The sequence below is a fragment of the Geminocystis sp. CENA526 genome (genome assembly GCF_050753365.1).
GTDB lineage: Bacteria > Cyanobacteriota > Cyanobacteriia > Cyanobacteriales > Cyanobacteriaceae > Geminocystis.
Genome location: NZ_JBLZFY010000025.1, coordinates 13,938 through 28,694, shown reverse-complemented (window position 1 = coordinate 28,694; position 14,757 = coordinate 13,938). Strand labels below are relative to the sequence as shown.

Below are 14,757 nucleotides of genomic sequence, written 5' to 3'. Positions count from 1 at the left end.
ATTTTTGTTACAGGAAGACTGGAAGACAAATTCACTATCCATTATTGACAATTTGTATTAAAATATCATTGAAATCGTTATCACCGCCTCCGAAGGTATCTTCAAAACCATAAATGTTGTTACCAAGGGAGGTAAAGTGTTGGCGGTTATCTTGGTTAGCACTACCATAGGAAAAGAAACTGTGAATCGATGATTCTTCACTTTGGCTTAAGTATTCTTCCACGTTGCTATTGACGATAAGGAAAAAACCGAAAATACTAGCACTAGGTAAGGCTAAGGTATAATTGTCGATCGACATATTCTCAGGAGTTTCAAAAATTAACCCTGAAGATTTAGCTTTTTCTACTGCTACTTTATCATAGTCTGGATCATGGGGCATGATGGTTCGATCGTCCATAATAATTCCTCCTGTTAAATCATCCACTTGATAAATGCCGATGGTATTTTCATTGGCGGTGCTTCGAGCGATAGTAAGATTAACGGTAGTATTCTCACTAGCATCGAATCCTTGAGTCAAGAAAACAGGGGTATTAAGAGCAAATTCCGCAACAGTGTTATTATCATCTTTAAAAGTTAAGGCGAAACCCTGATTACCCTTAGAAGTAATTTCCAGTTGCTCTGGATTTTGTGAACTATAAGTCTCACCATTAATGGTAAGATACAATTCTAAACCATTGTCAGTAAAAGCACTTAACCCCTCTGGTGCGCTGATTAATGAGCCAAAAAACTTGGTTTCGCTACCCATTAAGGTATCTAGGGTAATCTCATCGAGGGTATTAGTTAAAGAGGAATTATCGCTACCGAGTAAGTTTTCTAAGAGGATAATTGATTCACCTTCAGGGGTTTTGATGCCTAACTCATAGTTATCAAATTCGGATACATTTAAGGCAGAAATTTGAAACTTAGTATCAATAGGTTGGGGGGTGTAAAGGGTTTCTGCTTCATTTTGATTGACGACTAAGGGTAAAGGATAGTGATAGGGGGAAGGAAATTCCAAGACACTATCAAGGATTTGTTGTTGCTGATTCTCTACTTCCTCATAATTGTTGCTTCTTTGATTAATTATCTCAAGGGTATTGTTAACGGAGGAAATTCGATCGAGCTTACTTTCTTTGATAGAATCTTTTACGGTAAGGGTAGAAAATGAGATAGCAGAATCAATAATTTGATTGATGGCTTGGGAGTTGGTTAAATCAAGGTTAGAGTTATCATAGATATATTTAGCAGTGGCACGACTAATTAACCATTGTGCCTCATGGGAATCGGTGATACCTGCACTTTGTAAAACTTGCCCCCCTAATTGATAAAGTAAAGTCAGTTGATTTTCTAAAATTAGGAGTTGTTGACTGAGAATTGGATCATCAGTAGGGGATAATGGTGTTTTAGTCAGATTAAAATCTTCAGGAAGTTCAAAAATCGTTAATACTCTTTCTGTGGCTATATCTTGGGGGATTTTCTCTGTCTGTAAGGCTAACACTAAAGCAAATAAATTTGGCACGTTAGCAGACTCTTGTATTCTTCCTTGCCAGTTATGCAATAAATCATCAACGGCGGTAGGAGTAATTAAACCTGCACCTAACTGCCCTAAGATATTACCTAAGTCGAATTGTAAGGCGATTTTGAGGGAGTTAAGATTGGTGACAACATCATCTACTGTAGAATTTTCTGCTGTTATGGCAATTAATTGAGTGCCAATGGTTAAGATACGAGTTAAAACGTCATTAATGTCTGTTAATTCACTGTCGCTAAATTCCCCTCCCACATCATTAATTAAACTGGTAATCAGATTATCGAGAAAAGAGAGATTATAAAAATTACCATCATCCTCATTATACAGACTAAGCGCGATCGAACCGATAACTCGATCGGCAACTTGGGCTGGAGTTTGATTAGTGATACCAGAGATAAACTGAGTTAAAACCGCAATCGTGCCTTGAGTAATAACATGACTGGTATAGACTTTTTTACCGTTAATATCCCCATTATCAAGGGCAGACATGGGATCAAAATTAGACAAATCAAGGGTTTCGGGTAAGGTGAATACCTCTTTAATTTTTGCTTCCGCTAATTCTATATCAATGCCCGATTGATGTAATTTTTGCACCAGACTGGTAAGAGGGGTAATCATATTAGAGTCAACGGTAGCGAAAAGAGGTGTGCTGATAGGTAATCCCGTTGCTGTATCAATACCATTTATAACCACTAAACGTCCATCTTGATCATCTATGATACCATTACGGTTTCGATCGAAGGGGACTAAATCCACAGGCAAATTAAAACTACCGTCATTGTTAGTGATAGTAGAAATTTCTCCTTGATCTAATTGACCATTAAAGTTAACATCAAAAAATACTGTGCCTCCTTGTAAGTAACTTTGACTAGCAAAACCACTGATACCCAATTTTTTTAAGACATCTTCAATATTCCAGATTTTGTAAGTGAAAATATTAATATCAAGGATGGTTTCCATTATCTCGAATAAACCAACATCGATACCGACTTGCACTTTAGTATTTAAAAAAGCCTCGATCGCACCGCTAATTTCGAGTACACTAAGATCACCAGTGAATAAAGGTGATAATTCCGAATAACGAATGATACCATCGCCTAACCCTTGATATTCGCCACCATCGACAAAATCAAGTTTAACATCATTCTTACTTTGCACACCTCCCGTCATCCGTGCTTTTGCGACAATGGCATTGGCTTCCATCCCAATATCAATACCAAAAGAAGCGCCTAACTCATTAACATCCTTACCATTTTCATTGACATCTCGAATATAAAGCCCTTCTAATAGTAAGTTTGATTTACTTTCATCAAAACCTGTTTTCTGCCACTCATTCAACCCATAGGCATCATAAGCTAAATAAAGGTTAGAATTAAGCCCTAATGATATTTGTAAAACTGCATCCAAACCGTAGTCAGGTAAAATGGCATCTAAACCAATATCAGACAAGTCAACACTAATATCAAAATCTAAATCAGGCACATCATAGATTAAAAAGTCAACATTTTCTTCCCCAAGCAATAAACTAGCTACCGTGAAAAAGTCAGTTAACAAAGGTATCTCTAAACCATTTAAGGAGAGAATACCATCAATTAGTTTTCCTAAATCATCTGTAGCGAGAGGATTATTAGCAATTCGATCGAGAATGTTACCATCTGGTATAGTTAAATCATCACGACTAAAATTAACCTCTCCATTCTGAACTTTTGCACTAACTGAGCCTATATCAATTAAAACCTTGCTATCATCGGCAATATAATCATCAACTAATCTTACAACTTCAACCAACTCATTAATAGCATCAATAAATTCGTATAAATCTAAGGAGTCTCCATCATCAAAACCATTAAACCCTAAATTTTGTAAAGCATCGTTATCACCACTATTATCATTAACATTGAGAAGGGTTAACATCATTTCCAATACCGATACCTTCCCATCGTTATTCTTATCAAAAAGAAAGTCTAATTCTAAAGCAGATAGGAATTTTGTATCAGCGTTAAGGGTGTCAATAATAGGATAAATAGGTTGTAAAATTTCATCGATTAAATTAACATATTTTTTTGCATAACCTCGCACTAAAGATTGTACATCTAAAGCCACATTTTGCAGAGTAACCACAAAATCATTAAGTTCAATTTTTGCTTCATCAGCATAGTTATAAAGAGGTAATTCTTCCACTGCTAAATCAAAAGTTATACCCGGAAACAGATTAATAATTCTTTCATCAGGGGTAGCAGAAAGTAATAATTTAGCAAAACTTCCCACCTTAAAATCATAATCAAAATTAGAAAATAACTCTTGAATAGGACGATTTTTAAGTATGTTTAAAGCAGAGGTATCTAGGTTATTACCTAATAATTTAATATCATAGTTTAAATCTAAATCAATACCTTTATCTACAAAATCAACGGTTAAACCGTTAATACTATCGATACCTGTTAAAGTCACATTGTCAAATTTGATGTCTGGATTTAAAACAGTTTGCGAAGTGTTTAAATAATAACCGCCAGTTTTATTAATACCAAAACCTAAAATAAAATCATAAATAATATCTGCTTGGGCTTCTCCATTAACAGTTAAATCAAGGGAAGGAATTGCTAAGTCTTTGCTTAGGGGAATAGTTTGATTATTATAAGTAACAGTAAAGGAAACCGTAAAGGGAGTATCGTTATTATTAGGAGTATAATTTATTTGCAAATTAGAAAGGTTATCCCCTAGAGTTTCGGGTAACAAATTTCTGAAGATTTGCTCTAGTTTCCATGCAGTTAAATTATTAGTTGTGTAAATTTCACTAACAATTTTATCGGTGATTTCGTCAAAGAAAATAGGCAAGTTTGAGCCACTACCAATTAAGGGTAAACTGGATTCGGTAAACGCCCTTTCTATACTATTTAAACTATACTGTAAACCTAACGCCGTATTGACACTATTGAAAGTTCGATCGATAATATTAACTTCAAGGCTAACAGGCTCATCTAAATTTTCATACTCTGGCGCACCATCAAAAATAAATGCTAGTTGAGTTGTATGGTTTTCTCCTGTCTCTGCTATATTTTCATCGATCGCACTTATGGTGACAGTCTGTGGTATATACCAATTTTCAGAAGTAAAAGTGATAGGGTTAACGTTATTTAATTCATTAGGATTATCAGAGAAATTAATTGTAGTTGTCTGAGTTGGTTCACTTAATAGAGAGACATAGAAACTATAGCTTTCCCCTTCCTTGACAACTGGCACAATACCACTTTGAATAATTTGCACTCCAGCCCTATCATTATTGATAATCACGAGGGTATTAGTGGTAGTGTCTCCTAAGCTATAACCTTCCCCTGCTAACAATTCGATAATAACTTGCTTATCACCATCATCAATAAAGTTATCAATAGCGAAAATAGTTAAAATCGTGCTAGTTTTGCCGGGGGGGATTCTGACGCTTCCTGTTTCCAATACGGTTTGATAGTCAAAACCATTAACCGCGCTACTACTGCCTAAAACTCGATAGGCAACATTTAAACCAGTGGCGCCAAAAGCGGAATCAACGGCTTCACTTACCGAGATAGTAAAGTAACCCGGCATGGCTTCTTCTGTGGCATTTTGCGTCACCGCCAAAGTAGCTAAGGGGAAGTCGTTATCGGTGATGTTAACTTCTATGGGTTGAGGAGGAGTTAGATTACTATAGGCATTATCCTCAGATTCAATACTAAAATCAATATTAGTGCTGTGGTTATATTCAATTTTGCTATCATCAACGGCAAAAACGGTGACAGTTTGAGGAATATTCCAGTTGTCTTCATTAAAGGTGAGGGTGAAAGGTTGAGAGAAACCTTGATTAGAAAATTTGATTTCCTCGTTACTGGGTGTCATGGTGACATTGACAGGAGAAAGGGGTTGAGTCTTTAAAGAAACTTGATAAGAATTACTGCTTCCCTCTGTGAAATTATCACTTATTTGAACAACACTAATACCTGCGTTATCATTATCTTGATTATTAAGAGAAATGTCACTAACTTCTAAATTATGATAAAAATCATCACCACTTTTAACGGTAGAAATTATTTTATAGGCAACAGTATCATCATCTATTAAATCATCTTGAGGATTGACATTAAAACTTTGTTCAATATTCCAATTATCAGGGGTAAAGTAAAGGGAAATAACCTCTTGATTTTCTTGAAATTCTGCACTTAAAAGTCCTTCGTTTTTATTGTTTGTGCCTAAATAAACGATGACATTATCAGTGGGTTGGCTAGTTAATTTTACTTTAAAAGTTTGGGGTGAATTATCAGCTTCGCTAGTGGTATAAGTTTTACCAGTGATAGAATTTCCTGCATTATCAGTAATAGAAACTCCTGCGACATCATCATCTTTAATGGTGAAAGTAACAGAGGTATTTTCTGAATCAATATAATAGCCTTGATTTGTATTTAAAACAATGGTAACGGTTTCATCTCCTTCGGCAATGTTATCAGCAAAAGGAGTTAAATCAATATCCGCAAATTGCCCCGGAATAATGGTGATTTCGCCACTAGATAAATTCTCATAATAGTCGATAATCCCATCAATATTACCAAATAATAAATCTTGATCTAAATCTCCGTTAATATCTCCAAAAATTGGACGCACATTGTCTGGTATGGTAAAATCACTGCGTTCAAATAGGCTATTGTCTCGGATAAAATTAGGTTGAGAAGGAGTGCCTATATTTAACCAATATTGCATAACCCCTCCCGATTTAGTGGCGCCGTTGATGTCTCCTGTTAAAACAGCGTCTAAGTCTCCATCTTCATCTAAGTCTGCAAAAATTATACTAGCTCGATCGCCCAAATCCACATTTTGAAAAGGATTTCCTGCGGTGTCTTCCACAAAAACAGGATTTGTTTCACTGCCTGTGTTGCGATAAAACCTGATTAAACCATCACCGCTACCGATAAATAAATCTAAATCACCATCGGAATCAATATCTATGAGAAAGGGAGCGCTATAATCTCCTACGTCAATATTGTTAAAGGGATTATTTGAGCCTGTTATTTCCGTAAAGGTAAGGTTACTATTACGATAAAAGCGAATCTTACCATCACTACTACCTAAGATTAAATCTTGATCACCATCCCCGTCAATATCACCGAAGGCAGGAGTTGAGTAACCGGGGGAAGTTGCACCATTTAAGTCAATGGCACTAAAAGGATTGTTACTGCTATTTTTAGTAAAGATAGGTTGATTCTTTGTACCAGTATTTTCATAATAGTCGATCGAACCTTCATAATTACCAATGACAAGGTCTAAATCTCCATCTTGATCTAAATCTATCAGAAAAGGAGCGCTATAGCTACCAATATCGATACTATTAAAGGGGTTTTCAACACCTCTTTTTTCTTCAAACATACTAAAGGATTGATAATCAATCCCCTCTGTTGCGTCATTATTTCTCGGATTAGTTAAGATAGAATAACGTACTTTGACAGGCTGACTTGAACTACCCTCCCCTACAGTAATTCTAAATTTACCCCCCGTAGTGTCACTTTCTCCTATTTCACTACTGCCTACTATCTCAATGGTAACTAAAGGATCGCTTTCTAGGTTATCATCTACTTCAGGTTCATTATTAACCACATCACTATCAATATCTGTATTAGTAATGGGTAATAGTTGATAAAGTCCGTTATAGTTATTATCACTGCTAGTTGTCGTCACCTTAACATTATAGGTTATATCTCCATCGGCTCGATCGTCCGTCAATCCACTAACATTGATACTTTGATAAGTATTCCAATTATCAGGGGTAAAGGTAAGGGTATTGGTAGAGAAACTATTTTCCGTAGCATCAATTTCGCTAAAATTCAGAGTAACGTTACTGCTAGGTTGGCTTGTCAGCTTGACTAGCAAAATGTCTTCTTCTCCTTCCGTTGTTAAAACACTGGTGATGGTGGTATTTAAAGTATTAGTAACAATGGGAAAGTTAAGGGTTTTGTTTTGATAGTTACTATCTTGACTTTCGGTAACGGCAGTAATTTGATAGTTAAAATCATCACTATTATTAGCAATTAAATTAGTAAGAGTAAGATTTTGTGCAGATTGCCAATTATCTGGGGTAAAGGTTAAACTTCCTCCACTGGCATTATTATTTAAACCATCTCTTAGGGTAACGGTGACATTTTGGGAAGGTTGTTGATTTAATCTAACAGTAAAAGTGCCACTATTATCATTAAAACTAATCACCCCGACGGTTAATAAATCATTGCTATTGGTAATAGATGCAGTGGTTTGAGGAGTAGCAAATTCAATACCAGATTCATCATCATCGAAAATAGTTAAGGTGGCGCTGGATGTAGCATTATTTAGAGTATAACCTTCCCCGGCTTGTAAAGTAACAATGACGGTTTCTGCATTTTCTTTCACCTTATCATCAATGACGGGTACATTCAAGAAAACACTGGTTTCTCCTTCGGGAATTTCTACTATACCTGAAAGCGTACTATAGTCAACATTAGGAGTAGCTGTGCCTGTCACCATATAGTTAATAACTAAACCACCCCTAGGCGCAGGATTACTCAATAATAATTTAAACACCCCTGCTAATTGACTTCCTTCATTGGTATCGTTTTCTAATAAAATACTCACACTAGGGATAATTATAGGGAGGGGGTTTTCTCCTTCCGTGACATCTAAGTTAGGGATGCCGTCATCGGGATTAATGGTAATGTTGCTAGTGCGGTTATTATAGTTACTGTCGTTACTGGTGCTAGTGACTGCTAAATTTCGAGAGGAAGTGATACCATTTAAGGTGATGTTTTGAGGAGTATCCCAGTTAGCGGAAGTAAAGGTAAGGGTAAAAGTATCAACTCTGACGGTGACGTTTTGGGTTGGTTGGCTTGTTAATTTAACACTAAAGTTAACCTCCCCTTCGCTATTGGCTTCTAAGGGATTAGTATTCGTAACCGCATTTTTATTTCGATCGAGAATGGCAATATTCGGGCTATAATCTCCACTATCAGTGATATTAACCGTTGCAGTGATGACACTTCCTAAACCATAGTTATTCCCTACGGCATAGTCTGGGGTAGTGTTCGGATTTTGATCCGCAATTAATGATATAGTAATAGTCTCGGTGGCTTCTGCGATGGCATCGGGTAAGGCACTCAAATATAATCTAGCAGAGGTTGCACCATTAGGAATAAAAACGACATTTTGAGCATTACTACCACTGGTTAACCTTCCCTGAGAGTTAAAATAGTCGGTGAATTGGGTGGCACTTCCTCCCGTGATGTTATAATATACTGACAAACCCGGTTGCTTAGTGACGACTTGACTAAGGACAATATCCACATAACCGATAAAGTCTCCTGTATCGCTACCCTCCTGCATATTTTTAACACCACTAACTGTTACCGTAGGCTCATTGTCGATAATATTTAAAGTAATAGCATTTTTACTTAAATCTATTCGATACCCTGTACCTAAAGCAATATTGTTAACTACGGGAGTTGTCGGTAATAAGGTAAAAGTGAAACTCTCATTGCCTTCGTAGGTAAAGTCATCTTTAGCAAAAACATAAATCGTCTTACTGCTTTCTCCTATACCAATGGGAATAGTTGAGCCTAAACTACCATTATTGGGGTTAGTATCGTTATCAAGGATAATGTCATTACTCGCCCCTGATAAGGTATAGGGAATACTAAAATTGCTGGTAGCAGTGGTATTTAAAGAAATAGTAAATTGCCCAATAATGCCCGATTCGGAAGGATTTACTACCCCAGATGAGCTTATACTGACAACGGGAGTTGGATCGGTTATAGTTAAACTAGCACTTCCTCTGGTAGAATCCACCACATAACCATTATTGATACCGTTACCCGTAAGAGTTATAATAACCGTCTCATTGGGATCATAATTCAGATCATTGATAGGATTGATAGTGATAGTAGCAGAAGAAGCCCCCGCAGGAATAGTTGTATTTCCTGAGATGGTATAATCGACATTATTGGTTGCTGTACCACTTATAGCATAGGTGACGGTAGTAGATACGATCGCACTTTCATCTAAAGTAATGGTAAATGTGCCACTACTCCCCCCCTCCATAGGAGTGCCACTAGCAGTGATACTCGCCCATCTCAACTCATTACGATACCGAAATATATCATCTTCTCCGTCTGTGCCGATGGCAATATCGATAAAACCGTCATTATCCAAATCTCCCACTCCCACGGCGGTGATAGTATTTAACCCACTACTATCAATAGTAAAAAGGGTAAAAGTAGGACCAAAATCTAAATTAGGGATACCATCATTGTTATTGGAATACCAGTAAAGACTGGCATTAGTGTTGTTATTACCAAAAATTAAATCATTATCTCCATCTCGATCGAGATCAGCAACAGCAATTTGTGCTACCTTAAAGTTAACGACTTGAGTAGCTCCAGTAAAAGAACCATTACCTTTATTTATCCAATAGTAAACCCCATTATCGGCGGCGATAATCACATCTAAATCACCATCATTATCAATATCAGCTAATTTTATATCTTGGGGTTGATGACTATTACTAATAGTGGATTTTGTCCAACTTGTACCATTACCATTATTACGATACCAGTATAAACCGCCACTACCACCAGCAACCACATCTAAACTACCATCTCGGTTTAAATCTCCACCATAAACAGCACTAGCATTACTGAGACTACCATCAATGTCTAGTTTGCTAAAACTCCCCCTAGAAGTTTGTCGCCAAATAGCCAAATCATTATCATCTCTTGCTACTGCGACAATATCTGGAAAACCATCTGTGGCAAAATCAGCGATAAATATTTTAGTAGCACCTCTAAAACTATCTGCTATTTTATTACCACTCCAAGAAGTGCCTTGCCCATTAGTATTGTACCAGATAGTAATATCATGATCTCCTGTTTCGGCGGTTACTAAATCTATATCTCCATCTCTATCAATATCTGCACCATAGAAAGCATTGCGCCCTCCTCCTAACTCTCCATGAATTAAAATGGGAGAGGTGTTTTGAGTGCCATTACTATTACTTCGATGCCAAATTAAATCATCCCCCCCAAAACCAGAAGAAACAGCAACGATGTCTTGCAAGTTATCGTTGTTTAAATCGAGAAACATAATACCAGTGGGGGTTGCAACATTGGTATTAACGGTAGCTTTGTTAAATCTAATGCTCATAGCTAATCAATTTTAGGCTTAATAGAAAGTTCAAATTCTGTTTTCTCGCTTGTAGTTTTTTAGCTTTATTTTTTTTAACTAATTATGACTACCTAGTCACATTTTAAGATAATTTTATGGATTCGTCAAGAGGAATGAAGAATGAAGAATTGAAAATTTTAAAAACCACCCTATCCCCTCATCATCCCCTCACCTCATCATTCCCTCACCTCATCATCCCCTCACCCTCAATCTTTGCCGATGCCTTTTTCTAAAGTAGTGACGAAATCATCAAGGGTTTGATTAATGGCGGTAATATTTAGTGGGGTATCTTCTTTGACTAATTTTTGTACTTTGATACCTAAATATCTAGGGATAAATTGTCTTAATTCGTTGCCAAGGGTGACTATCATAAAAGCGACTATATCAGGATTGATATATTTTGGTAGTTGTCCGATTTCTATAGCATATTCAATTTTTTCTTTAATAAAAGCAATAGAAACGGCTTTTGTACGGCGAAAAACTTCGTCACGAAAAGGAATATCTCCATAATGAGGGTTTCTAAACAAAATTTGTGTAAAATGAGGATAATTTAACTGAAAATCAAAGACTGTTTTCAGTAAAGCTCGTAAATAGAGAAAAAAACCGTTTTCAATGGCGGGTAAATTGGCATTTTCTATAAATGATTTTTGCTTGGCAATGCCTATGTCAACTAGATATAAATATAAGTCTTCTTTCCCCTCAAAATATTGATAAAAGCTGCCCTTGGCAATTTTGGCTTCCTGCACAATGCGAGATATGGATACCGCTTCATAACTATGATTGGCAAATTGTTCGATCGATTTTTCAATGATAACTTGTTGTTTCGTCTCAGGTAAATTAAAAAACGTTTGAGTGGGCATATTTTCCGTGAAATTGAATATTGAAATTGAATATTTAACAATCTCTAAGCTAAGACGTATTTAACTTACATTGTCTATTAATTCTTGAAAATAAGTGAAAATCTTAAAATTTCCCTTTTCCCTTTTCCCTTTTCCCTTTTCCCTATCTTCATCAATCAACTTAAATACAAACTAGCTTAACTAATTGCTAATTGATTCCTCGTCAGTTAAGATATATCTGAGTACATAATTTAGTGTAATTAATAAAATCCCTTGTCTTCTCGATTATCTATCTGTATTTTTGTTCCTGTTGTGCAAATTGTCCACTCTTTAACCCAGTTATTGAGTGGTGATGGCGAATCTTCGGTGTGCAATCGCTATCATTTACACATACTTAAATCTGCGACAGAATTGAAGGAATTTGTCATCGATAATAAGGAAAAATTAGATTGTTTAATTATCCTTAATGACGATGTAAGTATCACTATTTTTAATGAATTTTATCAATTGGGTTTAATATTACCAGTAGTTATTATTGAACCTGATGATTTAGATTTATCCAGAGAATCTATTACCATCGATTCTGAGATTAAATTAAATAATGATTTACCCGAGTTCGATCGAAATGACCATCTTTATCATACCGCAGAAGTGCGTATTAGACTCAGACAATTAGGTAATATTATCACTTATATTGACAAGTCGATCGCCCAGTTTTTACACTTAGCACCTAGTTGTTCGATCGAAGAAAATCCCCATAATACTAGCAAACATATAGAACAAAAACAAAACTTTTTATTATTACAACAACGCCGATTAGCAGAAAAATTAAAAGAAAGATTAGGATATTTAGGGGTTTATTATAATCGCAATCCTAATTATTTTTATCGTTATCTATCTCAGACAGAAAAACAAGAATTAATAGAACAATTAAGCCTAGCCTATCGAGAAATTATTTTAGATTATTTTAGTCAAGAAAATGAAGTAAATCAACAAATAGATCAATTTGTGAATCAGGCATTTTTTGCTGATTTGTCAGTGTCTCAAATTCTGGAAATTCACATGGAATTAATGGATGAATTTGCTCAACAACTCAAATTAGAGGGCAGAAATGAAGATATATTACTAGATTATAGGTTAGCTTTAATCGATATTATTGCTCATCTATGCGAAATGTATCGCCGTTCAATTCCGAAAGAAGATCTACCTTTTGAAGTGCTATTTCCTGTAGATTAAATTAGCAACTAATTATAAAATATAAAGCATAATAAATAACTATTAATATTGTTCTATGAGTCCTCTAAAAAAAACCTATGTCCTCAAATTATATGTAGCAGGAAATACCCCTAATTCTGTTAGGGCTTTAAAAACCTTAAAAAATATTTTAGAAGAAGAATTTAAAGGCGTATATGCTCTCAAAGTAATTGATGTTTTAAAAAATCCTCAACTAGCAGAAGAAGATAAAATTTTAGCCACTCCAACCCTGTCTAAAGTTTTACCGCCTCCCGTGCGTAAAATCATCGGCGATTTGTCCGATCGAGAAAAAGTATTGATAGGATTAGACTTATTATATGAAGAGATAAGAGATAGGGAATAAATAACATTTTTTACATATAAAACTACTTTTTTAAAATTTAATTTAATAACTGTAATTTAGCCCATGGATAGTATAAAAAAAGAAGAATTAAGAGCAAAAGGAGTCAAGAAAATTCGCACCATGATTGAAGGATTTGACGAGATAAGTCATGGTGGTTTACCTATCGGTAGGACAACTTTAGTTAGTGGTACTTCGGGTACAGGAAAAACCCTTTTTGCCATTCAATTTCTTTATCACGGCATCAAATATTTCGACTACCCCGGATTGTTTATCACCTTTGAAGAATCACCCAATGATATTATTCAAAATGCCTATAGTTTCGGTTGGGATTTGCAAAGTTTGATCGATGAGGGTAAACTATTTATACTGGACGCATCCCCCGATCCTGAAGGTCAAGAAGTAGTAGGAAACTTCGATTTATCTGCTTTAATTGAACGTATCCAATACGCCGTCAAAAAGTATCAAGCCAAGCTAGTTTCGATCGATTCCGTCACTGCAATATTTCAACAATACGATGGGGCTTCCGTTGTGAGGAGAGAAATTTTCCGCCTTGTGGCTAGGTTAAAATTACTGGGAGTTACTTCCGTAATGACAACTGAAAGATTAGATGAATATGGTGCAGTAGCAAGATTTGGCGTAGAAGAATTTGTTTCCGATAACGTGGTGATTGTGCGCAACGTTTTAGAAGGTGAAAGAAGAAGACGTACAGCAGAAATTCTTAAATTACGAGGCACAACCCACATGAAGGGAGAATATCCCTTTACCATTACTACTGACGGTATTAACATCTTTCCCCTTGGCGCTATGCAACTTACACAAAGATCGTCTAACACTCGTAGTTCATCTGGTATTAAAACCCTTGATGAGATGTGTGGAGGTGGTTTCTTCAAAGATTCTATCATCTTGGCAACAGGTGCAACAGGTACAGGTAAAACCCTGTTAGTAAGTAAATTCTTAGAAGAGGGGTGTCGTCAAGGAGAAAAAGCCATTTTGTTTGCCTATGAAGAATCAAGGGCGCAATTATCCCGTAACGCTTCCTCTTGGGGTATCGATTTTGAGGAAATGGAACAAAAAGGACTCCTCAAGTTATTATGTTCTTATCCCGAATCTGCTGGATTAGAAGATCATTTACAAATGATTAAATCCGAAATAGCAGAATTTAAACCTAGTCGTATTGCGATCGATTCTTTATCAGCATTAGCCAGAGGCGTTACCAATAATGCCTTTCGTCAATTTGTTATCGGTGTAACAGGTTATGCGAAACAGGAAGAAATTACAGGATTTTTCACTAACACCACCGATCAATTTATGGGTGCGCACTCTATTACAGAATCCCATATTTCCACTATTACCGATACAATTTTAATGTTACAGTATGTAGAAATTAGGGGAGAAATGTCAAGAGCTATTAACGTGTTCAAAATGAGGGGATCATGGCATGATAAAGGTATTAGAGAATATACTATCAGCAAAGCAGGACCAGATATTAAAGATTCCTTCCGCAACTATGAACGTATTATTAGCGGTTCACCTAGTCGTATTAGTATAGACGAGAAAAGTGAGTTATCCCGCATCGTCAAAAACGTCAAGGATAAAACGGCGGAATAATG

5 protein-coding genes are annotated in these 14,757 nt (G+C 35.9%); 3 read left to right on the top strand and 2 right to left on the bottom strand.

What is annotated here, in order from left to right:
* Positions 1-34: 34 nt before the first annotated feature.
* Positions 35-10,690, bottom strand: coding sequence for an FG-GAP-like repeat-containing protein (locus ACN4EE_RS09220; RefSeq protein WP_431706139.1), 10,656 nt, complete (start codon positions 10,688-10,690; stop codon positions 35-37).
* A gap of 227 nt (positions 10,691-10,917) precedes the next feature.
* Positions 10,918-11,571, bottom strand: coding sequence for a TetR/AcrR family transcriptional regulator (locus ACN4EE_RS09215; RefSeq protein WP_431706138.1), 654 nt, complete (start codon positions 11,569-11,571; stop codon positions 10,918-10,920).
* 252 nt (positions 11,572-11,823) lie between these two features.
* Here ACN4EE_RS09215 and ACN4EE_RS09210 point away from each other — a divergent pair, with 252 nt between their 5' ends.
* The 3 genes from ACN4EE_RS09210 to kaiC all read left to right on the top strand — a co-directional run bounded on the left by ACN4EE_RS09210 (position 11,824) and on the right by kaiC (position 14,755).
* Positions 11,824-12,786, top strand: a complete 963-nt coding sequence (locus ACN4EE_RS09210; RefSeq protein ID WP_431706137.1) for a circadian clock protein KaiA — start codon at positions 11,824-11,826, stop codon at positions 12,784-12,786.
* Between the two features lie 55 nt (positions 12,787-12,841).
* The gene (gene kaiB / locus ACN4EE_RS09205; protein WP_017293901.1) at positions 12,842-13,147 is read left to right on the top strand and encodes a circadian clock protein KaiB; all 306 of its coding nucleotides are present in this window, start codon (positions 12,842-12,844) and stop codon (positions 13,145-13,147) included.
* Between the two features lie 63 nt (positions 13,148-13,210).
* Entirely contained in the window at positions 13,211-14,755 is a 1,545-nt protein-coding gene (gene kaiC, locus ACN4EE_RS09200) for a circadian clock protein KaiC (RefSeq protein ID WP_431706136.1), read from the top strand.
* The last annotated feature ends 2 nt before the right edge of the window (positions 14,756-14,757 follow it).

Coding starts and splice junctions, on each gene's coding strand:
- kaiB (WP_017293901.1), top strand. CDS start 12,842: ATGAGTCCTCTAAAAAAAACCTATGTCCTCAAATTATATGTAGCAGGA.
- ACN4EE_RS09220 (WP_431706139.1), bottom strand. CDS start 10,690: ATGAGCATTAGATTTAACAAAGCTACCGTTAATACCAATGTTGCAACC.
- ACN4EE_RS09215 (WP_431706138.1), bottom strand. CDS start 11,571: ATGCCCACTCAAACGTTTTTTAATTTACCTGAGACGAAACAACAAGTT.
- kaiC (WP_431706136.1), top strand. CDS start 13,211: ATGGATAGTATAAAAAAAGAAGAATTAAGAGCAAAAGGAGTCAAGAAA.